The sequence below is a fragment of the Pararhodobacter sp. CCB-MM2 genome, assembly GCF_001691415.1.
In the GTDB taxonomy this organism is placed as follows: domain Bacteria; phylum Pseudomonadota; class Alphaproteobacteria; order Rhodobacterales; family Rhodobacteraceae; genus Pararhodobacter.
Genome location: NZ_LRRR01000024.1, coordinates 1 through 21,979, shown reverse-complemented (window position 1 = coordinate 21,979; position 21,979 = coordinate 1). Strand labels below are relative to the sequence as shown.

General features: G+C 67.5%; 18 protein-coding genes and 1 tRNA gene. 9 read left to right on the top strand and 10 right to left on the bottom strand.

Annotated features, from left to right (window positions below; all coding sequences use genetic code 11):
- Positions 1-60 precede the first annotated feature (60 nt).
- The 3 genes from BCY78_RS18315 (at position 61) to BCY78_RS18305 (ending at position 3,158) form a co-directional block, all read left to right on the top strand.
- The gene (locus BCY78_RS18315) at positions 61-657 is read left to right on the top strand and encodes an NAD(P)H-dependent oxidoreductase (protein ID WP_068304764.1); all 597 of its coding nucleotides are present in this window, start codon (positions 61-63) and stop codon (positions 655-657) included.
- Between the two features lie 3 nt (positions 658-660).
- On the top strand, positions 661-2,580 hold the full coding sequence (locus tag BCY78_RS18310) for a cation:proton antiporter (protein WP_068304762.1): 1,920 nt from the start codon (positions 661-663) through the stop codon (positions 2,578-2,580).
- 77 nt (positions 2,581-2,657) lie between these two features.
- Positions 2,658-3,158 (top strand): pyridoxamine 5'-phosphate oxidase family protein, encoded by a 501-nt coding sequence (locus tag BCY78_RS18305; protein ID WP_068304760.1) that lies wholly within the window; start codon positions 2,658-2,660, stop codon positions 3,156-3,158.
- Positions 3,159-3,162: 4 nt separating this feature from the next.
- Here the strand turns inward: BCY78_RS18305 and BCY78_RS18300 are convergent, their stop codons facing one another.
- From BCY78_RS18300 to BCY78_RS18280, 5 genes are read right to left on the bottom strand one after another with little or no spacing between them, the layout of a single operon-like run.
- Positions 3,163-4,095 carry a YihY/virulence factor BrkB family protein gene (locus BCY78_RS18300; protein WP_068304758.1) on the bottom strand — a complete coding sequence of 311 codons (933 nt, stop codon included), beginning with the start codon at positions 4,093-4,095 and terminating at the stop codon, positions 3,163-3,165.
- Positions 4,092-4,745, bottom strand: coding sequence for a ligase-associated DNA damage response endonuclease PdeM (gene pdeM / locus BCY78_RS18295; protein ID WP_068304756.1), 654 nt, complete (start codon positions 4,743-4,745; stop codon positions 4,092-4,094). Before pdeM ends, BCY78_RS18300 begins: the two co-directional genes overlap by 4 nt.
- Positions 4,742-7,120: a ligase-associated DNA damage response DEXH box helicase gene (locus BCY78_RS18290; RefSeq protein ID WP_068304754.1), complete on the bottom strand. Its 2,379-nt coding sequence runs from the start codon at positions 7,118-7,120 to the stop codon at positions 4,742-4,744. Before BCY78_RS18290 ends, pdeM begins: the two co-directional genes overlap by 4 nt.
- Positions 7,117-8,688, bottom strand: a complete 1,572-nt coding sequence (locus tag BCY78_RS18285; RefSeq protein WP_068304753.1) for a cisplatin damage response ATP-dependent DNA ligase — start codon at positions 8,686-8,688, stop codon at positions 7,117-7,119. Before BCY78_RS18285 ends, BCY78_RS18290 begins: the two co-directional genes overlap by 4 nt.
- A complete protein-coding gene (locus BCY78_RS18280) occupies positions 8,685-9,707 on the bottom strand; it encodes a ligase-associated DNA damage response exonuclease (protein WP_233499437.1) in 1,023 nt (340 codons plus the stop codon). The genes BCY78_RS18285 and BCY78_RS18280 overlap by 4 nt, the downstream gene beginning before the upstream one ends.
- A gap of 53 nt (positions 9,708-9,760) precedes the next feature.
- Between BCY78_RS18280 and BCY78_RS18275 the strand changes: the two genes are divergently transcribed.
- The 5 genes from BCY78_RS18275 (at position 9,761) to arsJ (ending at position 14,387) form a co-directional block, all read left to right on the top strand.
- Positions 9,761-10,765: a putative zinc-binding metallopeptidase gene (locus BCY78_RS18275; protein WP_068304751.1), complete on the top strand. Its 1,005-nt coding sequence runs from the start codon at positions 9,761-9,763 to the stop codon at positions 10,763-10,765.
- Positions 10,762-11,226, top strand: coding sequence for a nucleoside deaminase (locus BCY78_RS18270; protein ID WP_068304749.1), 465 nt, complete (start codon positions 10,762-10,764; stop codon positions 11,224-11,226). Before BCY78_RS18275 ends, BCY78_RS18270 begins: the two co-directional genes overlap by 4 nt.
- A 58-nt stretch (positions 11,227-11,284) precedes the next feature.
- A complete protein-coding gene (locus tag BCY78_RS25885; protein ID WP_068304747.1) occupies positions 11,285-12,073 on the top strand; it encodes a metalloregulator ArsR/SmtB family transcription factor in 789 nt (262 codons plus the stop codon).
- A 3-nt stretch (positions 12,074-12,076) separates the two neighbouring features.
- Positions 12,077-13,087, top strand: a complete 1,011-nt coding sequence (locus BCY78_RS25880; protein ID WP_068304745.1) for an ArsJ-associated glyceraldehyde-3-phosphate dehydrogenase — start codon at positions 12,077-12,079, stop codon at positions 13,085-13,087.
- An 82-nt stretch (positions 13,088-13,169) separates the two neighbouring features.
- Entirely contained in the window at positions 13,170-14,387 is a 1,218-nt protein-coding gene (arsJ, locus tag BCY78_RS18255; protein WP_068304744.1) for an organoarsenical effux MFS transporter ArsJ, read from the top strand.
- On the opposite strand, the gene BCY78_RS18250 is transcribed toward arsJ, so the two are convergent.
- The gene (locus BCY78_RS18250) at positions 14,296-15,156 is read right to left on the bottom strand and encodes a TIGR03915 family putative DNA repair protein (RefSeq protein ID WP_068304743.1); all 861 of its coding nucleotides are present in this window, start codon (positions 15,154-15,156) and stop codon (positions 14,296-14,298) included. The genes arsJ and BCY78_RS18250 overlap by 92 nt on opposite strands.
- Positions 15,156-16,394, bottom strand: coding sequence for a putative DNA modification/repair radical SAM protein (locus BCY78_RS18245; RefSeq protein ID WP_068304839.1), 1,239 nt, complete (start codon positions 16,392-16,394; stop codon positions 15,156-15,158). Before BCY78_RS18245 ends, BCY78_RS18250 begins: the two co-directional genes overlap by 1 nt.
- Before the next feature lie 312 nt (positions 16,395-16,706).
- Between BCY78_RS18245 and BCY78_RS18240 the strand changes: the two genes are divergently transcribed.
- Positions 16,707-19,148, top strand: a complete 2,442-nt coding sequence (locus tag BCY78_RS18240) for an ATP-binding protein (RefSeq protein ID WP_139103219.1) — start codon at positions 16,707-16,709, stop codon at positions 19,146-19,148.
- Positions 19,149-19,221: 73 nt separating this feature from the next.
- Here BCY78_RS18240 and BCY78_RS18235 read toward each other — a convergent pair.
- The 3 genes from BCY78_RS18235 to BCY78_RS18225 all read right to left on the bottom strand — a co-directional run.
- Positions 19,222-19,297 (bottom strand) — tRNA-Thr (locus tag BCY78_RS18235).
- A gap of 132 nt (positions 19,298-19,429) precedes the next feature.
- Entirely contained in the window at positions 19,430-20,992 is a 1,563-nt protein-coding gene (locus BCY78_RS18230; RefSeq protein WP_068304740.1) for a heme biosynthesis protein HemY, read from the bottom strand.
- Between the two features lie 6 nt (positions 20,993-20,998).
- Positions 20,999-21,979, bottom strand: a 981-nt coding sequence (locus BCY78_RS18225; protein ID WP_255403150.1) for a COG4223 family protein, incomplete at its 5' end; no start/stop codon positions are given.

Here is a 21,979-nt window from a genome sequence, read left to right as displayed (position 1 = left end):
CGGCCATTGCCCCGGCGCGCCCGGGGTCGCACATTAGCGTACACCATCACAGGACGACCCATGGCCCGCCTCCTGCATTATGCTGCGCATCCCGCGCCCTCCAGCTCTCAGGCGAACCGCGCGATGCTGCGCGTGGTGCGGGGATTGGAAGGGATCACGCAGGTCGACCTCTATGCCGAATACCCGCGCTACGACATCGATATCGCCGAGGAACAAGCGCGGCTGCTGGCCCATGACGTGATCGTGCTGCAATTCCCGCTGTTCTGGTATTCCTGCCCGGCCTTGGTGAAGGAATGGCTCGACCTCGTCTGGGAGCATGGCTTCGCCTATGGTCAGGGCGGCGACAAGCTGAAGGGCAAGACGCTGCTGTTGGCCGTGACCACCGGCGGCCCGCAGGAGGCCTATTCGGCCGAGGGCTACCAGCATTTCGAGCTGCGCACCTTCCTCACGCCCTTCGAGCAGACCGCCCGTCTGGCGCAGATGCGCTTCCTTGCGCCCTATGTCTTCCACGGCGCGCTGAAGCGCGATCCGGCGGCGCATGCGCTGGGCTTCGGCACGCTGCTGGGGGCCTTGCGCGATGAACGGCTGGACCTGCGCGCCGCCGAGACCACCGATATCCTCACCCATGACACGCTGCCGCTGATCGGGATCAACTGAGTCATGTCCGATTTCCTGCTCCTCGCCTTCCTGTTCCTCGCCGCCGGTGTCGCCGCCGTCCCCATCGCCACCGCTTTGGGGCTGGGTTCGGTTCTGGGCTACCTGATCGCCGGGATCGCGCTCAGTCCGGTGCTGACGCTTCTGGAGGTCGATGTCGTCTCGATCCAGCATTTCGCCGAATTCGGGGTGGTGATGATGCTGTTCCTCGTCGGGCAGGAGCTGGAGCCCAAGCGCCTGTGGGAGCTGCGCAACCGCCTCTTGGGCCTTGGCGGGCTTCAGGTCGCCGGGACCACGGCGTTGGTGGCCGGGGCCTGCATCGTCTTCGGGCTGGACTGGCGCATTTCGCTGGCGATCGGCCTGATCCTCGCCATGTCCTCGACCGCGATCGTGCTGCAGACCTTGGGGGAGAAGGGGCTGATGCGCGGCGATGGCGGGCAGGCCAGCTTCTCGGTCCTGTTGTTCCAGGACATCGCGGTGATCCCGATCCTCGCGTTGGTGCCGCTGCTGGCCATCCCCGGCGCGCATCACGCGGGCGAGGACGGCCACGGCCCCTCGATGTCGCTGGTCGCGGATATCGAGGGCTGGCAGGCCGCTTTGGTCACCGCCGGCGCCATCGCGCTGGTGATCGCGGGCGGCATGTTCCTGACCCGGCCGCTGTTTCGCTACATCGCCAAGGCCCGCCTGCGCGAGATCTTCGTGGCGACGGCGCTGGCCTTCGTCGTTGGCATCGCGCTGCTGATGACGCTGGTCGGCCTCTCGCCGGCGCTGGGCACCTTCCTTGCCGGCGTGGTGCTCGCGAACAGCGAGTACCGGCACGAGCTGGAATCGGACATCGACCCGTTCCGTGGCTTGCTGCTGGGCCTGTTCTTCATGACCGTCGGCGCCGCGATCAACTTCGCGCTGCTCTGGGACGAGTTGTTCCTGATCCTCGGCCTCACCATCGCCGTGATGGCCGCAAAGGCGCTGGTGCTTCTGATCCTCGGCTTCGGGTTCGGGCTGAGGGGCAGCCAGAAATACCTCTTCGGCCTCGGCCTCGCGCAGGCGGGGGAGTTCGGCTTCGTGCTGACCTCCTTCGCCGTGTCGAATTTCGTCCTGCCCGAGACGATGGCCCCCACGCTCAACCTGATCATCACCCTGTCAATGATGCTGACGCCCGGCCTGTTCATCTTCTACGAGCGGGTGATCCGCCCCCGTTTCGACCGCCCCACCGACCGCGACGATGACGAGATCACCGAGCAGCATCCGATCATCATCGCCGGCCACGGCCGTTATGGCGGGATCGTCAACCGGATGCTGCTCGCCGCGGGTTATCGCACCACGGTGCTGGATCACTCGGCGGGCCAGCTCGACATGCTGCGCACCTTCGGGATCAACGGCTTCTATGGCGACGCCACCCGCCCCGACCTGCTGACCGCTGCCGGCATCGGCGAGGCGAAGCTCTTGATCGTCGCGCTGGATGATCCCGATCAGAACGAGGCGATGGTGCATTACGTCCACCACAACCACCCGCATGTGCATATGATCGTCCGCGCCCATGACCGTCGACATGTCTATCGCCTGTATCAGGCCGGCGCGCGGGATATCATTCGCGAGACCTTCGATAGCTCCGTCCGCGCCGGGCGCTCGGCCTACGAGGCGCTGGGCATGCATCCGTTCGAGGCCGAGCGCCTGTCGCGCGCCTTCGTCGATGCCGACCGCCATGCGCTCTATGAGCTGGCGCAGGTCTGGGACCCCGCGATCCCCGAGACCGAGAACCCCGAATACATCAAGCTGGCGCGCGAGCTGATGACGGATATCGAACTCGGCGCCTCGGGCGGAGCCTTCCGCGAACGGACCGAGCGTGGCTGGACTCCACCCCTGCCGCAAGACACCGAGGCCGACCGCCAGCGCCAGACCGGCCAGCGGGCAGCGGATCCCCGCTGAGGCGCAAAAGCGTGAAGGAACGGGGGTGAGGGCCGGACGTTGTCGCAGCAACAGCTAGACAGCGAAAGGAACAGCCGATGAATGCCTATGCGAACATCGTTGCCCATCCCCGTGACGCCCTGATCGAGCATCTGGACAAGCTTCGTGCCGGCATGTTGGGCGTCGAGAATTCCGGCCAGCACATGCAGCCGATGACCCATTACGCCGATTGGGACCGCAACCGCCTGTGGTTCCTGACCTCGAAGCAGACCGACCTCGTGCGGATGCTGGCCCCGGGCGCGCCCGCCATGTTCTGCCTGACGGATGAGAAGCGTGGCTTCGACGCCTGCCTGCGCGGCCATCTGACCGAGGAATTGGACCGCGCCAAGCTGGAGGACTACTGGTCCCCGGTCGCCGCCGCATGGTTCAAGGGCGGAAAGGACGATCCGGACCTGACGATGCTGCGCCTCGATCTGGTCGATGCGGCGATGTGGGGCTCGTCGGACAGCCTCGTGAAATTCGGCTTCGAGATCCTGAAGGCGAATATGAACGAGGACGAGACGCCGGATCTGGGCGTCCACAAGGTCATCAATTTCTGATCGGTCAATCCGCCGGGACGGCCTCGCTGGCGGTCTCGGCCATGGTCTGGGGAGGCACATCGCTGCCGTCCCCGGACTTGCCGAAGGTGTGCTCCAGCGCCGCGTTCAGCTCGGCCCCCAGCAACAGCACATAGGCCGACAGCCACAGCCATGTCAGCAGCACCACCACCCCGGCCAAGGCGCCGAAGCTTTGCTGATAGCTGGCGAAATTCTCGGCATACATCGAGAATCCGGCCGAGGCGATCACCCATAACAGGCAGGCAAACACCGCGCCCGGCAGGGTCCAGTGCCAGCGATGGTGCCGCCGGTCCGGGCCGAAGCGATAGATCACCGCGATGCCCAAGGTGCTGATCGCGAACAGCGCCACCCAGCGCGAGAACGAGATCACCGCAGCCGTGTCCACATCCAGCGGCACCAGCGCCAGAATGACCGGGATCACCGCTATGGAGCCCATGCCCAAAAGCACCCCGGCCACGACGAAGACGGCCAGCACGACGATGGTTGCCCATCGCAGGAAGAAGCCCCGTGTCTCGCGCCGGTCGAAGGCCACGTTGAGCCCCTGCACCAGATGCCGCATCCCCCGCGCGATGGAATAAAGCGCCACGACCAGCGCCACCCCCGCTGCAACGCCCAGCGAGGACTTGTTCGCGCCGACGACGGAATTCGCCTGCTCAAGGATCAACTGCGCCGCGCTGGGCGGCATCGAGGCCGTCGCCTGCACCATCGGCCCGGTGATCTCGTCGGGGGTGAAGAACATCCCCAGAATGGCCAGCACCGAGGCCATCGCCGGGAAGATCGCGAACAGCGCGTAGAAGGCGATCCCGGCGGCCAAAAGGCCGATCTGGTCATGCACCATCTCGGAATACATCTTGCCGACCACTCGCTTCGCCGCCCGCCATTTCAGGTTGCGCGGTGGCATCGCGGTTCCCATCCTCATGCCCGCTTCCTTTTCGTTGGCAGGCCCAGGGGACGTGCAATCAGGTTCTGGCCGGTCAGCAATGCCAGCCCCGGCCCCACAAGCGCGGACAGCACCGGCCCGTCGCAATCGAGACCGCCGGTATAGGTGCCGAAGGCGGGCAGCACCAGATGCGCCCGGCCAATGAGGAAGGCGGGCCGCGTCGTGCCTCCCAGCCGCGCCTTGGGGTGGTAATGGCCCGAGATATCGGGGCCCTCGCCAGCGATATGGCGCAGGGTCATAGCTTTTTCGGATATTTCCGAAATAATCTCGCCCAGCCCCGGCACGGCGGCATGGTCATGATTGCCGGTGACCCATGTCCAGTCACACCGCCCGGCCAGATCCTCCAGCAAGGCGCGGTCCGGCGCGCGCATCGCCTCGGGGGCAAGCGCGTCGTCAAAGGCATCCCCAAGGCTGACCAGCCGCGCGACGGGCAGGGCTTCCATCTCGGCCTTCAGGCGCAGCAGCGTGTCCTGATCCTCGTGCGGCGGCAGCAGCGATCCGCCCCGCGCCGCCATCCGCGCCGATTTCCCCAGATGCAGGTCCGCCACGATCAGCCAGCGCCGTTCGGGCCACCAAAGTGTCCCCGCCGGACGCGCCTCGAATTGTTGGCCCGCGAAATCGACCTTCATGCGAGGCCCGCCTCGCGCATCAGCGCCTCGGCTTCGCGCGCCATCATCCGCTCGCGCCCCTCGCCCTCGACCGAGACGCGGCCGATCTCCATCACCAAGGGCGCCGACAGCGGGGTCACATGTGGCGGGTGGGCGTGGTCGATGGTCGGATTGGTGCGCAGCATGTCCTCGATCCGGTCGAAATCCACCAGACCCCGGCGCGCCTCGTCTCGGGTGATGCGCAACAGCAGATGATCGGGGTCGTGCCGGCGCAGGGTGTCATGGATGATGTCCGAGGAAAAGGTCGCCTGCTTGCCCGAGCGCCGCTGGCCGGGCAGGTTGCGCTGCATGAGCCCGGCAATGGTCGCCACCGAGCGGAATGTCCGTTTGATCAGCGAATTGCCGGCGAGCCAGCCGTCGAGGCCTTCTCTCAAGCTATCGGCGTTTAGCAGCGCGGCCGCGTCCTCGACCGGATCGACCGACCAGATCATCAGCGCGTAATCGGTCGGCACGAAGCCCAGCGGCCCCAGCCCCAGCGCTTCCATCTGCCGTGTCAGCAGCAGGCCCAGCGTCTGATGCGCGTTGCGGCCGGCAAAGCCGTAGATCGTGAAATGCCATCGGTCGCCGCGCGGGAAGGTCTCGCAGGCCAAGACGCCCGCGCGCGGCAGGACCGAGAGGCGGCGCTGCGTCTCCAGCCAGTCGCGGATGTCCTCGGGCAGCTTGGCCCACTGGCTGGGATCACCGATCAGCGCCTGCACCTGATGCGAGACTTGCAACGACGAGGCCATCTTCACCCCGCTGAACACGGCGATGCGCGGCTGTTTGCGGGGGGTGTTGGCGACCTCGACGATCATCTCTCGCAGGCGCTCGAAGGCCACGACGCGGCCGCCGATCAGGAAAGTGTCACCGGGCTCCAGCGAGGCCGCGAAGCTTTCTTCTACTGTGCCGAGGGGCGCGCCGCCCCGCGACCGCGCCATGCGGACATTCAGCTGCTCGGGGTCGGTGATCGTGCCGATATTCATGCGGATCAGCTTCGCCGCGCGCGGGTCGCGCAGATACCACAGGCCCTTTCGTTCCATCAGCCGTTGCCAGCGGTCATAGGCCTTCAGCGCATAGCCCCCGGTGGCGCAGAAATCGAGGCAGGCGTCGAACTCCGCCCGCGTCAGAGCGCGGTAGGGGCCAGCATTTCGGAATTCCTCGAATAAAGAATCCGCCTCGAACGGCCCGGCGCAGGCGGTCAGCAGGATGTGCTGGCACAGCACGTCCAAGGGCCCCGGTCCGTGCGGCTGCCCGTCCAGATTGCCCGCCGCGACGGCCTCCAGCGCAACGACGCTTTCGATCACCTCGAAGCGGTTGGCCGGCACCAGCCGCGCGCAGGAGGGCGCGTCGTAGCGGTGGTTCGACCGCCCGATCCGCTGCACCAGCCGCGTCACCAGCTTTGGCGCGCCGACCTGCAGCACCAGATCCACATCGCCCCAGTCGATACCAAGATCGAGCGAGCCGGTGCAGACCACGGCCCTGAGCGCGCCCTCGGCCATTGCCTGCTCCACCCGCTGCCGCGCCTCGCGCGAGAGCGAGCCGTGGTGCAGGCCGATCGGCAGGTTGTCGGGGTTGTTCTCCCAGAGCGCCTGAAAGAACAGCTCGGCCTGCGCGCGGGTGTTGACGAAGATCAGAGTCATCCGGGCCTTGGCCACGGCCTCCATCACATCGGGCACGGCGTAATGCGCGTTGCCGCCGGCCCAGGGTGCGGTGGCACGGGTGGGCAGCAGAGCGATGTCCGGCGCGGGGCCGGGATCGGCGCGCAGGACCTCGGCGCCCCCCATGAACTGCGCGAGCGCCTCGGGGTCCGAGACAGTGGCCGACAGCCCGGTGACGATGAGCCCCGGCGCCAGCGTCTTCAGCCGGGCAATCCCCAGCATGGTCTGATCGCCGCGCTTCGAGTCCGCCAGTGCGTGGATTTCGTCCACCACCACGCGCTTCAGATTGGCGAAGATCTTCGGCGCCTCGGGATAGCTTGTCATCAGCGCCAAGGATTCCGGCGTGGTCAGCAGGATGTTCGGCGGATCGACCCGCTGCCGCGCGCGCTTGGCGCTGGAGGTATCGCCGGTGCGATCCTCGATGCGGATCGGCAGGCGCATCTCGGCGACCGGGGCGGCGAGGTTGCGGGCGATATCCGCCGTCAGCGCCTTCAGCGGCGAGAGGTAGAGCGTGTGCAGCCCCTCGGCCCCCTCGGCCATATCCACGAGCGAGGGCAGGAACCCGGCCAGCGTCTTCCCGCCGCCGGTCGGCGCGATCAGCAGCGTATCCCGGGTCGCCGCCAGCAGCGCCAGCTGGTGTGGATGCGGCTGCCAGCCCCGCGAGGCGAACCAGTCGATGAAACGCTCGGGAAGGGTCACTGGCCGGCCTCATCGAGGATATCCGTCAGCGCCGTGAGCCGGTCCGCCTCCTCGGCCGGCTTGTCCCAGCGGATGCGGCTGATGCGGGGAAAGCGCATCGCCACGCCGGATTTGTGCCGGGTCGAGCGGTTCAGCCCCTCGAACGCGACCTCGACCACCAGCTTCGCCTTGAGCGACCGGACGGGCCCGAAGCGGTCGATGGTGTTGTTGCGCACGAAGCGGTCGAGCTTGTTCAGCTCCTCATCCGTGAAGCCGGAATAGGCCTTGCCGACGGGCACCAGCGTGTCGCCGTCCCAGAGCCCGAAGGTGAAGTCGGAATAGAAGCCGGAACGCTTCCCATGCCCGCGCTGGGCATACAGGATCACCGCATCCACCACCTTCGGGTCGCGCTTCCATTTGAACCACGGCCCGCGCGGACGCCCGGCGGTATAGGCGCTGTCGAGGCGTTTCAGCATCACCCCCTCGATCACCGCGGCCGGGGGATCGGCGCGCAGGGCGGCCAAGGCGTGCCAGTCGTCGAAGGGCAGGCGCTCGGACACATCGAAGCGGTCCTCCGCCAGTCCGGCAATCGCCGCTTCCAGACGCGGGCGGCGCTCGGCCCAAGGCAGGGGGCGCAGATCCTCGCACTGCCAGACCATCACGTCATAGAGCCTGAGCGCGGCGGGGTGACTCGCCAACATCGCCTTCGACGGCGACTTTCGGCCCAGCCGCTTCTGCAGATCGGAGAAGGGCGCGACCTCGGTCCCCCGCCGCACCAGCAGCTCGCCATCCAGCGCGCCGTCGAACCGCATCCGCTCAACGATGTCAGGGAAGCTGTCGGAGATATCCTCGCCGGTCCGTGTGTACAGCCGCGCGAGGCCGCCCTCGGACACGGCCTGTACGCGGATGCCGTCCCATTTCCACTCGGCGGCATAGTCCGACGGGTTCAGCGAGGGCAGGTCGGTCTCGGTCACTGGGGTGGACAGCATCACCGGGCGGAAGGGTGCGCGGGCGGTGACCTCGGGGCGCGGGCCGCCCTCCAGCCAGTCGAACAGCGGGGCGTAGGGCGGGGTGAAGCCGGACCAGAGCTCCTCGATATCTTCCAGCGGCACGGTGCCGATCCGCGCGAGCCCCGTCAGCGCCAGCCGGGCCGAGATCCCCACCCGCAGGCTGCCCGTCACCAGCTTGATCAGCGCGAACCGCTCGGAGGGGCTGAGCGCGTCGAGCCAGCGCGCCATCAGGCCCGGAACCTCGGTCTTGCCGGCATCCGAGAGGGTCTCGACCACCTCGGTCAGCGGCACATCGCGGGGCTGGCCTCGGGCGGGCCAGATCAGCGCGATCGTTTCGGCCAGATCGCCGACATAATGGTAGGACATCTGGAACAGCTCGGGGTCCACCCGCTCGCCGACCAAGGCGCGCAAAAGGGCGGGTTTGGCCTGTCCTGTCTCCAGACCCCCGGTCAGCGCGGCCAGCGCATAGCCGCGGTCGGGATCGGGGACCGCGCGGAAGAATGCCTCCAGCAGCGCCAGCTTGGCGTTTCGGCCGGGCGTGAAGGCGAGGCGCTCCAGCAGGTCGGCGAAGGCCTTCATTCCGCCTCCTCCTCATAGCCGACCAGATGCAGCGGCCGGGCGCGGCGCTGCTCCAGCTCGGCCCAGCGCATCAGGGCATCGTCGCGGCCATGGGTGATCCAAAACTCCTCAGGGTTCAATTCGCGCAAGGTCCCGGTGAGGTCCGGCCAATCCACATGGTCCGAGAGGATCAGTGGCAACTCCACCCCCCGTTGCCGCGCGCGCCCCCGGATCTGCATCCAGCCCGAGGCGAAGCCGATCACCGGATCGACGAAACGCTGCACCCAAGGCGACGCGAAGGCGGAGGGCGGGGCGATCACCACCGCCTCGCGCAACCCCTTCGCCTCGGCCTTGTCCATCGTCGCCGGGCGAAGCTCGCCCAAGGGGATGCCCTGCTCAAGATGATACTCGCACAGCCGCTGCAGCGCCCCGTGGATATAGATCGGCGCGTCGTACCCCGCCTGCCGCAGCAGCATGATCACCCGCTGCGCCTTGCCCAGAGCATAGGCGCCGATCAGATGCGCGCGCTCGGGCTGCGCGGCCATCGAGGCCAGCAGCTTGGCGATCTCGGAGGCCGGATCGGGATGGGTGAAGACCGGCAGCGCAAAGGTCGCCTCGGTCACGAACAGATCGCAGGACACGGGCTCGAACGGCGCGCAGGCCGGGTTCGCCACGCGGGAATAATCGCCCGAGACAACCGCCCGCACCCCGCCCTTTGTCACCGCGACCTGACAGGAGCCCAGCACATGCCCGGCGGGATGGAAGCTGACCTCGGCCTCGCCCAGCCGCATCACCCCCTCGGCCACCTGCGTGCTGCCGGCGAAATCGGCGCCGTAGCGGATCGCCATGATGTCGAGCGTCTGACGCGAGGCCAGCACCGCGCCATGGCCCGAGCGCGCATGGTCCGAATGCCCGTGGGTGATGAGCGCTCGTTCCACCGGGCGGACCGGATCGATGAAGAACCCGCCTGCGGCGCAGAAAAGCCCCTCGGGTCGCGGGATCAGCAGGTCGGTGAAATCCTCAGGCATCAGGGCAACCATTCCTCGTCTCGGGGGTTAATCTGGCACCCGCACCGCTGCTCTCAAGGGAAATCATGCGCCGCTTCGCCTGCCCCTCGTGCCAATCCGAGGTCTTCTTCGCCAACACCGCCTGCCTGTCCTGCGGCACCCAACTGATCTACGCGCCGGGCGAGGGTTTCTCCCCTTCGACCGAGGGCGCGCTGGCCTGCGCGAACCGGGACGTGATCGGCTGCAACTGGGCCGCCGAGGGCGAGGGCGGGCTGTGCCTGTCCTGCCTGCACACCAGCGTCGTGCCCGACCTCTCCGTCGAAGGCCATGCCGAGGCCTGGGCCAAGATCGAGGCCGCCAAGCGCCCCCTGATCCGCGCCCTCCACCACCTCGGCCTGCCGCTCACGGATGCCGACCAGCGCCCCGCCCCGGTGTTCGAGTTCAAGGCCGACCCGCAGGACGAGGCCGCGCCCCGCGTCCTGACCGGCCATGCCAACGGCACCATCACCCTCAACATCGCCGAGGCCGATGATGCGTCCCGCGAAGCTACCCGTGCCGCGATGGGCGAGCCGTATCGCACTCTCGCCGGCCATTTCCGCCACGAGGTCGCGCATCACTATGAGGACGTGCTGACCGACGGCCATCCCGACCGGCTGACCGCCCTCCGGCAGGTCTTCGGCGACGAGACGCAGGATTACGCCGAGGCACTGCAACGCCACTACGCCGAGGGCGCGCCCGCCGGCTGGGAGCAGAGCTTCATCTCCAGTTATGCGACCGCCCACCCGTGGGAGGACTTCGCCGAAACCTGGGCGCATGTGCTGCATGTCCTCGACGGGCTGGAGACCGCCCGCGCCTTCGGCCTTGTCCCCGCCGACCTGCCGCGTGACCTGCCGGGGTTGGCTGCGATCCCGATGCAACGGCTGGCCGAAGCGTGGATCGACCTGTCGGTCGCGCTCAACGCCGTCAATCAGGCCATGGGGCACGAGACCTTCTATCCCTTCGTCCTGACCCCCACGGTGATCGCCAAGATGGAGGCGATCCGCTCGCTGATCGCCACCGGCCAGCCCCGCATCCTGCCCGAGGTCGCATGAACCGCCTGACCGACACCGAACGCGCCGCCATGCACACCCTCGTGCGCCGCGCCCATGAGGCCTCGCACGAGCCCGGCAAGGCCGGCATCGCCGCCGCGCTGATGAAGGGCGACCGCGTGATCGCCGAGGGGGTGAACCACGTCCACCTGCTGCCCGACCCGACGCAACACGCCGAGATCGTCGCCTTGGGCCGCGCCGCGCAGGCGCTGGGCAGTGCGGACCTCTCCGGCTGCACCCTGCTCTCGACGCTGCAACCCTGCGAGATGTGCCTCGCCGCCATGCGCTTCGCCGGGATCGACCGCGTGATCTTTGCCGCGCGCCAGCAGAACGTGCCCGACAAGTACTTCGCCTTCCCGCACCTCAGCCTGTGCGACTTCCTCGGCCCCGAGTCGCGCTTCGTCGCGCTGGGCGGGCTGCTGGAGGATCAGGTGCTGGACCTCTACGCCGACGGACAAGAATAGAGCGCCTGTTACAAAACCTTCACTGGCGTCGCTCAAGTGATTCCACTATTCAGGAATCATGGAAACGAAAGCCGCCAGCCACGCCTTTGCCACTCTCGGCCACCCGGACCGCCTCTCGGTGTTCCGCCTCCTCATGCGCTTTGCCCCCCGGGGCGTCCGTCCGACCGAGATCGCCGCGGCGCTGGGCCTGAAACCCAACACCCTCTCGCATCACCTCGCCGACCTGGCGGGCGCGGGGCTGGTGCAGGTCGAACGGCAGGGGCGCAGCCTCTATTACCGGGCCGAGGCCGGGCAGATCGCCGCGCTGGCCGAGTATCTCGCCCTCGATGCCGGCCGCGCCCGCGCGCTGGCCGCCGACCCGCTGCCGAAACGGCCTTTCCATGTGCTGTTCCTCTGCACCGCCAATTCCGCGCGCTCGATCCTCGCCGAGGCCCTGCTGCGTGACCTCGGCAAGGGCCGCTTCATCGCCCATTCCGCCGGCCTGCACCCGATGCATTCGCCGAACCCCTGGGCGCTGCGCACGCTGGAGAAGCACCGCCACGCGACCGGGGGCCTCAGCTCGAAGCCGCTCGAGGCCTTGCGCGCGCCGGACAGCCCGCCGATGGACTTCGTCTTCACCGTCTGCGACCGCGCCGCCGCCGAGGAATGCCCGCCCTGGCCCGGACAACCCCTGAGCGCTCATTGGGGCCTGCCCGATCCGGCCCGTGCCCCGGACCCGGAATCCGCCTTCGCCCGCACTTATGACGCCCTTCGCCAGCGCCTCGAAGCCTTCGTCGCGCTGCCCTTTGACCGCCTCGACCGCCTGTCCCTGCAGGCCCGCGTCGACGCCCTCTCGACCCCGGAGTAAGACATGCCCCGCATCGCCCTCAACGGCCTCGGCCGCATCGGCAAACTGGTCCTGCGCGACCTGATCGACACCGGCATCGCCGGCGACATCGTGCTGCTCAATGACCCGGTCGGCGATTCCGACCAACACGCGCTGCTTCTGGAATTCGACTCGGTTCATGGCCGCTGGAAGGCCGACATCACGCCCGAGCCCGAGGCCCTGACGATCAACGGCCACCGCATCGCGCTTACCGCCCATAAACGGCTCGAGGATCTTCCCCTCACGGCCATGGGCGTCGATCTGGTGATCGACTGCACCGGCGTGTTCAAGACCGGCGCCAAGGTGCAGCCCTATTTCGACGCCGGCGTGAAGAAGGTCGTGGTCTCGGCGCCCGTGAAGGACGGCGGCGCGCTAAACCTCGTCTACGGCATCAACCACGACCTCTATGATCCGGCGCAGCACCACCTCGTCACCGCCGCCTCCTGCACGACCAATTGCCTCGCCCCGGTGGTCAAGGTGATCCACGAGGGCCTCGGCATCCGCCATGGCTCGATCACCACGATCCATGACGTGACCAACACCCAGACCATCGTCGACCGCCCCGCCAAGGACATGCGCCGCGCCCGCTCGGCCCTGACGAACCTGATCCCGACGACCACCGGCTCGGCCACCGCGATCACGCTGATCTACCCCGAGCTCACGGGCAAGTTGAACGGCCACGCCGTCCGCGTGCCGCTGCTCAACGGCTCGCTCACCGATTGCGTCTTCGAGGTCGCCCGCGAGACCACCGCCGAGGAGGTCAACGCCCTCTTCAAGGCCGCCGCCGAGGGCCCGCTCAAGGGCATCCTCGGCTACGAGACCCGCCCCCTCGTGTCCTCCGACTTCACCAACGATGCGCGCTCCTCGATCATCGACGCGCCCTCGACCATGGTGATCAACGGCACGCAGGTGAAGATCTACGCCTGGTACGACAACGAATGGGGCTATGCCTGTCGCCTCGGCGACATCGCCCGCATGGTCGCCGCGGCCCTCTGATCCTCATCTTTGCTCCAAAAATATCCTCGGGGGTCCGGGGCAGACAGCCCCCGGTTCCGCCCCCACCACCCGGACCTGACGCATGAGCCCTTCGTACCCCCTCCGCGCCTATGCTGCCGTGACCGCCGCCTATTGGGCCTTCATGCTCACCGACGGCGCGCTGCGGATGTTGGTGCTCTTGCAGTTCAACGCGCTGGGCTTCTCGCCCGTGCAGCTGGCCTGGCTGTTCCTGCTCTACGAGGTCGCCGGCATCGTTACGAACCTCTATGCAGGCTTCCTTGCCGCCCGTTTCGGCCTCGCCGCGACGCTCTATGCGGGGCTCGCCTTGCAGATCGGGGCGCTTCTGGCACTGACCCAGCTCGACCCTGGCTGGTCCGTCGCCGCCTCGGTGATCTTCGTCATGGCGGTACAGGGCGTGTCCGGCGTGGCCAAGGATCTGGCCAAGATGTCGTCGAAATCCGCGGTGAAACTGCTGGCACCCGAGGGCGGGCTGTTCCGCTGGGTCGCCGTGCTGACGGGCTCGAAGAATGCCGTGAAGGGCGCGGGCTTCTTCCTCGGCGCGGTGCTGCTGGCCGTCTTGGGCTTCACCCCGGCGTTGTGGATGATGGCCGTGGTTCTGACCGCGATTCTGATCGCCGTCGCGCTGTTCCTGCCGCAGGGCCTGCCTGCCAAGGACAAGGGCGCGAAATTCGACGGCTGGCGGTCGAAGGACCCGAGGGTCAACCGCCTCTCGCTCGCCCGCCTCTTCCTGTTCGGCGCGCGCGACGTCTGGTTCGTGGTCGGTGTCCCGGTCTATTTCCAGATGGTCCTCTCGGACGGCACGCCCGAGGGTCGCCGTTGGGCCTTCTTCGTCGTCGGCGGCTTCATGGCCCTGTGGATCATCGCCTATGGCGCGGTGCAGGCCTTCGCGCCGCGCATCCTGAACGGCGGCGACACGGTCGCGAAAGCCATCCGCTGGGCCGGTCTGCTAGTGCCGATCCCCTTGGTGTTGGCGCTTGCCGCTTGGGTCGCCGGAGGACCGCAGGACTGGCTGACCCTCACTGTGATCCTCGGCCTCCTCGCCTTCGGCTTTGTTTTTGCAGTGAATTCCTCGGTGCATTCCTACCTGATCCTCGCCTTCGGGCAGGCCAGCCGGATCACGCGGGATGTGGGTTTTTACTACATGTCGAACGCCGCCGGCCGACTTCTGGGCACGCTTCTGTCCGGCGTCAGCTACCAGATCGGCGGGCTGCCACTGTGTCTGGCGACGGCGGGTCTGATGTCCGCGCTGGCGTTTCTGGCGACGCTACGCCTGCGCTGAGCGAGCGTTCGATCATCTTCAATTCCCGCCCACGCGCGCCGGCGATCATTTCAGGGATCAGCGCGGTTTCGGGCATGTTCTTCCAGTATTTCTTCGGCATTTCCGACAGCATCGCCCGCGTCATCAGCCGCGCCGGATTGAAGATCGCCTTGTAATACTGGCCCCAGATCGCCTCGACTGGGTCGCCCGCGGGCGCGTCCTTGCGGCTGGCGGCGGGCCCCTCGGTCAGTACCGCCCCGTCCCAATGCAACGAGCCCTTCGGCGTCAGGATCGACCATCGCATATTGGTGAAACGCCCGGTGAAGAAGCCCGCCGTGGCGCGGACAATGTGATGTTCCGGTTCGTAGAAGGCGACAAAGCGCGGCCCCTCGGCGTCGCGCAACTCCCGAAAGCGCAGAAAAGCGTGCATCTTGTGCAGATCGCGCCGCACCTGCGCCTCCAGCGCCATGATCCGCCGCAAGGCCGGGTCAGCACGGTCGCCCAGCAACCCCGGCTGGCGAGAGACACGCAGCAGCAGCGCATAGAGCATCGCCCAGCGTTGCGGCTCGGCATGCAGCAGCGCCCGGTTGGCGAGGCCGAGAAACGCCTTCGGCACCCGCAACGTCCCGCCCGAGGGCAAGGGCGTCGCCGCCCCGCCGAACAGATCGTCCGAGGCCTCGCCGACCTGCCACAGCACCTTCTCGCCCGGCACGCCTGCCGCCGCCAGACCGCGCGCGGCCTCGCGCCAGCCGTCGACGTCATCCTCACGCGAGAGCCGGACCTGATGCATCAGAACAGCTCCAACTGCTGCGGTTTAGGCTTCACGTAGGCCGAGAGATCCGCCCGATCCGCCAGCGCCACCGGCCGCCAATCGACCGTAACGATGAAGGGCCGCAGCTTCGTCACCGAGGTCGTCAGCCGCCCGACGTCCTCCAAAGTCAGCGTCCGGTGCCGCCGCGCCGCCAACAGGTTCTTCACCGCGCGCGGCCCCAGTCCGGGGATGCGCAACAGCGTCTCGCGCGGGGCGCGGTTCACATCGACCGGGAACAGGTCGCGGAACTTCAGCGCCCAGGCGAGCTTGGGGTCGATCTCCAGTGGCAACATGCCGTTGTCATTCGCCGCCGCCTGCACCTCGGACGGCTGGAACCCGTAGAACCGCATCAGCCAATCGCCCTGATAGAGCCGGTGTTCGCGCATGAGCGGCGGCCGCTTCAGCGGTAGCACCGCCGAGGCATCCGGGATCGGGCTGAAAGCCGAGTAGTACACCCGCTTCAGCGAAAACCGGTCATAGAGCCCATGCGCCCGCCCGACGATGTCCCGATCCGTCGCCGCATCCGCGCCGACGATCATCTGCGTCGACTGCCCGGACGGCGCGAATTTCGGCGCGTGGCGATAGCGTTGCCGCGCGTCCTTGCCGTCCAGAATCGCCAGTTTCATGCCGTCCATCGCACCTTCGATCCGCGCCTCGGATTTCTCGGGCGCCAGCCGTGTCAGCCCGTCACGCGTCGGCAGCTCGACATTGATCGACACCCGGTCCGCATGCACCCCCGCCGCCGTCACCAGCGCGGGATCCGCGTCAGGGATGGTCTTCAGATGGATATAGCCGCGGAAATGGTGATCCTCACGCAGCGACCGCGCCACCTCGACGATCTGCTCCATCGTGTAATCGGGCGACTGGATGATGCCCGAGGACAGGAACAGCCCCTCGATATAATTCCGGCGGTAGAAATCCAGCGTCAGGTCCACGACCTCCTTCGCCGTGAAGCGGGCCCGCCGCACGTTCGAGGACTTCCGGTTGATGCAATAGTGGCAATCGAAGATGCAGCTGTTGGTCAGCAGGATCTTCAACAGCGAGATACAGCGACCATCCGGGGCATAGGCGTGACAGATGCCGCTGCCCGTGGTCGAGCCGATACCCTTCCCTCCTTTCGAATCGCGCCTCTGCGCGCCCGAGGACGCACAAGAGGCATCGTATTTGGCAGCATCCGCCAGAATGCCCAGTTTGCCGGCAAGATCCAGTCGGGACATGGTCAGCTCGATTCCTTGATTTTGCGTGAACATATCAGGAACAAAACGGGCCGTCACCATCGTCGGCTGCACGCTTGCGTGACGGAAATCAGCAGCTTGTCGTGCAGATTTCTGGACATGTTATCCGGACCTTAAGAACTTGGACGTAGGTCATTACCGCAATGTGGCGGCTGATCCGCCATTGCGAGGTGCCAAACGACGTATGACTCCGACCCGGCTTAAGCACCGTCATGTTGACGTGTCGCCGCGATTGATCGAACAGGAAACCGCGACCACAATCACGGTCGCGGATTGCAAGCATAGGAGTGTGGGTTGCGACGGTTTGTTCGTGTAACCAATATTCCCGCGGCGATCTCTCTGGTGGTCGTCTGTCTGCTCTGGACCTTTGCAGAGTGGCAGAACAGCAATGTCCATCAGCAGGCCATCAGGCAGGATGTCTCGGCCCGTGCCAGCATCCTGCGCGCGCATATCGAAGGCACTTTGTCGTCGAACATCCAGCTGGTGCGGGGGTTGATCGCGACGCTGATCACCGAGCCCGACATGGGCGCCGCCCGGTTCGAGGAACTTGCCGCCGCGCTGGCCACACAGGACTCGCTGATCCGGAACCTCGCGGCCGCGCCGGAGATGGTCATTCGCTACATCTATCCGATGGAGGGGAATGCCTCGGCCATCGGGTTGAATTACTTGGAGAATGAAGCACAGCGCGATGCCGCCGTGCTGGCCCGTGACAGTGGTCGGCTGGTTCTGGCCGGGCCGGTCAATCTGGTGCAGGGCGGGATCGGTTTCATCAGCCGCTTCCCCGTCTTCGTCGCCGATGGGACCGAGGATGGGCGCTTCTGGGGCCTTGTGTCCTCGGTCATCGATGCCGAGCGTTTCTATGCCGCCACGGGGCTCGCCGATGACAGCCTTTCGTTGCAGGTGACCCTGAGCGGCGCGGATGCCACCGGGGCCGTGGGCGACGTGTTCTTTGGCGACGCCACGATTCTGGATCACGACCCGGTGCAGATGCCGATCACGCTCCCCTTTGGTACGTGGGTCCTGTCCGCCATCCCTGCCAATGGCTGGACCAGCACGCCGCCGAACCTGTGGGCGCTGCGCCTGTGGCTGCTGGTCGGGGCGGCGCTGATCGTCATTCCCAGCCTCGTCATGGGGCGGCTGCTGGAAGAGCGCGTACACCACATGAGCCGTCTGAACCTCGCGCTGCGGCGGCGGGGGCAGACCAACAGCCGGTATCAGAGCGTTTCGCGCATCAGCCGCAGTTTCGTCTGGGAGCAGGACACCGAGGGGCGGTTGACCTATCTCTCGGCCAGCTACCGGCACATCACCGGACGCCACCGCGAACACCTACTGGGTCAAAGGCTGCGGGATCTGGCGCATGCCGACCCACTGCTGCAGCCCGAGGTCGATTGGGCCGGGCTGGAGACGCGGATGCGCGATCGGCAGACCTTCAGCGATTTCGTCTGTCTGGCGATGACCGAAGATCGGGGCGAGATCTGGTTGCAGCTCTCAGGGACACCGCTGGTCGATAGCCGGGGCGTGGTGCAGGGCTACCGCGGCGCGGGGCTTGATGTGACTTCGGTGCAGCGGGCGCGGCAGGCGGCGGACGAATCCAGCCGCGCGAAGTCGATCTTCCTCGCCAACATGAGCCATGAGATCCGCACGCCTCTCAACGGGGTGCTGGGGATGGCGCAGGTGCTGGAAAGCCAGGTTCACGACCCGGAACAACGGGCGATGGTGACGACGATCCGCGAGAGCGGGCAGAGTTTGAACAACATTCTCAATGACATCCTCGACCTGTCAAAGATCGAGGCCAACAAGCTGGAGCTGGAGACCAACCCTTTCCAGCCGGAAGCAACCCTGCAGCGGACCGTCGCGCTGCATCAGCTTCGGGCCGAGGAAAAGGGGCTGACGCTGAAGATCTTCGGCCTCTCGCCGGTGGGGCCGGCGCGGCAGGGGGACGTGCATCGTTTCGGGCAGATCCTGCACAACCTCGTCAGCAACGCGATCAAGTTCACCGAGAAGGGCTTCGTCGCCGTCGAGGTGACCAACCTTGCCGGTTCTGCCCTGACGGTCCGGGTGTCGGACAGCGGCTCGGGCATGAGCGCCGCGCAGTTGCAGCGACTGTTCGATGCCTTCGTGCAGGGTGATGGCTCCATCGCGCGGCGCCATGGCGGAACGGGTTTGGGGATGTCGATCGTGCGGCATCTGGTGACGCTGATGCAGGGCGAGGTCGATGTGCGTTCGGTTCCCGGCGAGGGGACGTCGATCACCATCAGCCTGCCGTTGGCCGAGGGCGAGATGCAGCGCGACCTGCCGGGCGAGGCCCTCGTCGGGTCGGATCTGCAAGGGCTGCGGCTGCTGGCGGCGGATGACAACGCGACCAACCGCCGGGTGCTGGAGGTCATGCTGCGCGGGACCGGGGTGGCGCTGACGCTGGTCAATGACGGCCAGCAGGCCATCGACGCTTGGCGCGACGAGGATTTCGACGTGGTCCTGCTGGATATCTCCATGCCGGTCGTCGGCGGGATTGCCGCGCGCAACCAGATCGCCACCGAGGCCGGGAAGACCGGCCGTCCCCTACCGCCGACCATCGCCTTCACAGCAAATGTGATGGCGCATCAGGTGCAGGATTATCTGGATCAAGGCTTCATCGGTTGCGTCGCCAAGCCGCTGAACCGCGCCCTGCTTCTGGACACGCTCCGTACGGCGAATCATGGCGTCCCCACTGTTCAGGCCCGGCGCGCGGAGGGGTAATCTCTCCCGCGGGCAATGCCGAGGAAAGGCCACGTCCGGGCGATCAGGCTGCAGGCTCTTTCGGGGGGAGAAATGGTGCCGGTGAAGGGACTCGAACCCCCGACCCACGCATTACGAATGCGTTGCTCTACCAGCTGAGCTACACCGGCACGGTGCTGCAGGTGCAAGACCTGCGCTGATGGCCCGCTCATAGCAAAGGGCAGGGGCCGTATCCAGCCCCTTTTTCACCCTCAAGCAGGCCGAACCCCGCGCCACCCTTCGGCCGCCGGGGCGGGATTTCGTTACAGCCCCATGCGGCGGGTCTGGGCGAGGTCGATCACCTCGGCCTCGGCGCGGGCTTCATCCTCGGCCGTGGGGGCTTCCGGTGCGGCCTCGACCGGTTCCGCCTCAGTGGTTTCCGCTTCGGGCACGGTCTCGGCCTCGGGCGTCAGGTCCGCTTCGGCGGCTGCGGCCTCGGCTTCGGCCGGAGGCAGGGCGCCGACGATCAGCGGCAGCATCTCGGTGCCGGTAGCGCTGGGGCCCGAGGTGTCGGCGGTTTCCGTCCAGGACAGCGTGTCGAAGCCACCGCAATGGCCGCAGATCGCCTGCCAGGCCGCATGCTCGTGTTTGCAATTGTCGCAGACCCATTGCGGACCCTTCGAGGCGATCAGCGCGCGCGCCAGCCAGCCGCGGACCACCGCGTCGGACGAGCCCTCGCCGCGTTCGATCGCCGCCATGATGGTCATCACGCGCTGCGTCGGACGGGTCTCGTGCAGATCGCCGATGGCACGACGGGCGCCGGGGAAATCCTCGGCCGCGATCAGCAGCTCGGCGCGGGTCATCTGCGCTTCGGGGCCCGGCGCCTCGGACAGCAGGCTGTCGAAGCGCTTCACGCGCTGCACGGCACTCTCATCGGGGGCGATGGCGGCATAGGCCTGAGCCAGTTCCGGATGCGGTTTGGCCTTCCAGGCGCGGCGCACGACCTTGCCGGCGGGCCCGGGTTTGCCCTTGGCCACATGGGCGCGGGCGGCCATGACGGCGGCGGGGATCAGCTCGGGCGATTCGCGGTTCGCTTCGATCGCCAGATCCTGCGCCAGAGCGGCATTGCCCTTCTCGGCCTCGGCTTCCGCCTGCATCAGCGTCAGCACGGCATCGCGGCGCTTGAACACCGGCTTGGGCAGACGGCCCGAGCGCGAGGTCTCCAGCAGCGTCTTGCGGGCACCGGACCAATCGCCGGCCTCGGATTGCAGGGACAGCAGGCGGTCTTGTGTCGGCGCATGGGCCGGGCGCAGGGTCAGCGCGGTCTCGGCCAGCTTGCGGGCCTTGACCGGGTTGCCGGCCTCGACCTGCTGGGCCAGAAGCCCCTGCACGCCAACGAAGCGCGAACGGTCGTCGTCCAGCAGGCGCTTGTAATATTCCTCGGCCATGGCCGCGTTGCCCTTCTGCTGCGCCGATTGGGCGATCAGCAGGTTGGTCAGCACCGGATCATCGAGCAGCTTCTCGGCCTTGCGCCCCTTGGTCAGCGCCTTGTCGCCCTCGCCCGCGGCCAGCGCGAGGAAGCCATCCGTCACGGCCTGCAGGCCCCGGCGACGGCGGTTGCGCTCAAAGTAGCGGCTGATCGCGGTGTCGTCGCCGTTGATGAAGCGGATCGTGGCGACCAGCAGGCCGGCCAGTTTCATCAGCAGCCACAGCGCGGCCAGAAGCACGATGGCAGCGATGGCCATCTGCACCGGGCCCAGCGTGAACTCGGTGTTGGCGATGGCGATGCGCAGCCCGGCTTCCTGCTGGGTGAGGGCCTCGACCCCCATCACCAGACCCGCCACGACGGCGAGGAAGAGGACGATCTTCAAAACGGTCCAGAACATCGCAGCTTACTCCCCGTCCAGTTGCGTCTGGACCGTGTCCAGCGCCTGCATCGCCGCCAGCCGTTCCTCGGCCCGCGTGCGCCATTGTGCCATTGCCGCGGCGGGTTCGCCGTCCAGCAGATCCAGTTCGCCCAAGGTGCCGGGCAGGTCGCCGGCGCGCAGCCGGGCCTCGGCGCGGGACAGGACGGCGTCGACGCCGTCGCCCTCACGCGGGGCCAGCGAGCGGGCGCCGGTCTGATTGCTGAAGAAGGCCGTCACGCGTTCGCCAAGGCTGGCATCGGGTGCGATCGGCCGGCTGGCCAGTGCCTCGCGCGCGGCGGGGGCGAAATCGGCCTGAAGCGTGGCCAGCGGCGCGATGCCCTCGGCGAGCGGGGCAAGGGCCGCGGGCGCGTCGGGCAGGCGGGACAGGGCCTCGGCGGCGGGTTCGCCCGACTCGGCGGCGGCGATCAGCTCGGCCAGCGCGGCGCGGGCCTCGACGCGGGCGGCCTGCGCCTCGACATCCTCGGCCTGTGCGTCCAGCGCATCGGCGCGCGCATCGACGGCCGCGCGTTCCTCGGCCATGGCGGTGGCCACGCCCTCGGCGACGCGGGTGTCAATGGCGGCTTCCAGCTCGGCCAGACGGGTGGTCAGGGCACCGACGGCTGCGTTGACGCTGTCATTGCTGGGCGCGCTGGTTTCCAAGGTGGCGAGACGCTGCTCAAACGGGGTGAGGTCCACGGCGGCGGGCAGGTTCGCCTCCAGCGCCGCGATCCGGTCGGACAGGCCGGTGTCGCTGCCGCCAGCGCCTTCCAGCGCGGCGAGGCGTTGCTCCAGATCGCCCGACACAGGCCGGCTTTCCAGCGCAGCGATCCGACGCTCCAGCGCGGCGCCATCGCCACCGTTCCAGCCGTTCGGGAACACCACCATCGCCGCCACGCCGCCCAACAGCGCCGCGAACACGCCGCCCAGAACCAGCGGCATCGCGCTGGCGGGAGGAGGGGGCGGCGG

What these genes read in the sequence shown, in the direction of transcription:
- BCY78_RS18315 (WP_068304764.1), top strand. Translation starts at nt 61, where the DNA reads ATGGCCCGCCTCCTGCATTATGCTGCGCATCCCGCGCCCTCCAGCTCT.
- BCY78_RS18310 (WP_068304762.1), top strand. Translation starts at nt 661, where the DNA reads ATGTCCGATTTCCTGCTCCTCGCCTTCCTGTTCCTCGCCGCCGGTGTC.
- BCY78_RS18305 (WP_068304760.1), top strand. Translation starts at nt 2,658, where the DNA reads ATGAATGCCTATGCGAACATCGTTGCCCATCCCCGTGACGCCCTGATC.
- BCY78_RS18300 (WP_068304758.1), bottom strand. Translation starts at nt 4,095, where the DNA reads ATGAGGATGGGAACCGCGATGCCACCGCGCAACCTGAAATGGCGGGCG.
- pdeM (WP_068304756.1), bottom strand. Translation starts at nt 4,745, where the DNA reads ATGAAGGTCGATTTCGCGGGCCAACAATTCGAGGCGCGTCCGGCGGGG.
- BCY78_RS18285 (WP_068304753.1), bottom strand. Translation starts at nt 8,688, where the DNA reads ATGAAGGCCTTCGCCGACCTGCTGGAGCGCCTCGCCTTCACGCCCGGC.
- BCY78_RS18280 (WP_233499437.1), bottom strand. Translation starts at nt 9,707, where the DNA reads ATGGTTGCCCTGATGCCTGAGGATTTCACCGACCTGCTGATCCCGCGA.
- BCY78_RS18275 (WP_068304751.1), top strand. Translation starts at nt 9,761, where the DNA reads ATGCGCCGCTTCGCCTGCCCCTCGTGCCAATCCGAGGTCTTCTTCGCC.
- BCY78_RS18270 (WP_068304749.1), top strand. Translation starts at nt 10,762, where the DNA reads ATGAACCGCCTGACCGACACCGAACGCGCCGCCATGCACACCCTCGTG.
- BCY78_RS25885 (WP_068304747.1), top strand. Translation starts at nt 11,285, where the DNA reads ATGGAAACGAAAGCCGCCAGCCACGCCTTTGCCACTCTCGGCCACCCG.
- BCY78_RS25880 (WP_068304745.1), top strand. Translation starts at nt 12,077, where the DNA reads ATGCCCCGCATCGCCCTCAACGGCCTCGGCCGCATCGGCAAACTGGTC.
- arsJ (WP_068304744.1), top strand. Translation starts at nt 13,170, where the DNA reads ATGAGCCCTTCGTACCCCCTCCGCGCCTATGCTGCCGTGACCGCCGCC.
- BCY78_RS18250 (WP_068304743.1), bottom strand. Translation starts at nt 15,156, where the DNA reads ATGCATCAGGTCCGGCTCTCGCGTGAGGATGACGTCGACGGCTGGCGC.
- BCY78_RS18245 (WP_068304839.1), bottom strand. Translation starts at nt 16,394, where the DNA reads ATGTCCCGACTGGATCTTGCCGGCAAACTGGGCATTCTGGCGGATGCT.
- BCY78_RS18230 (WP_068304740.1), bottom strand. Translation starts at nt 20,992, where the DNA reads ATGTTCTGGACCGTTTTGAAGATCGTCCTCTTCCTCGCCGTCGTGGCG.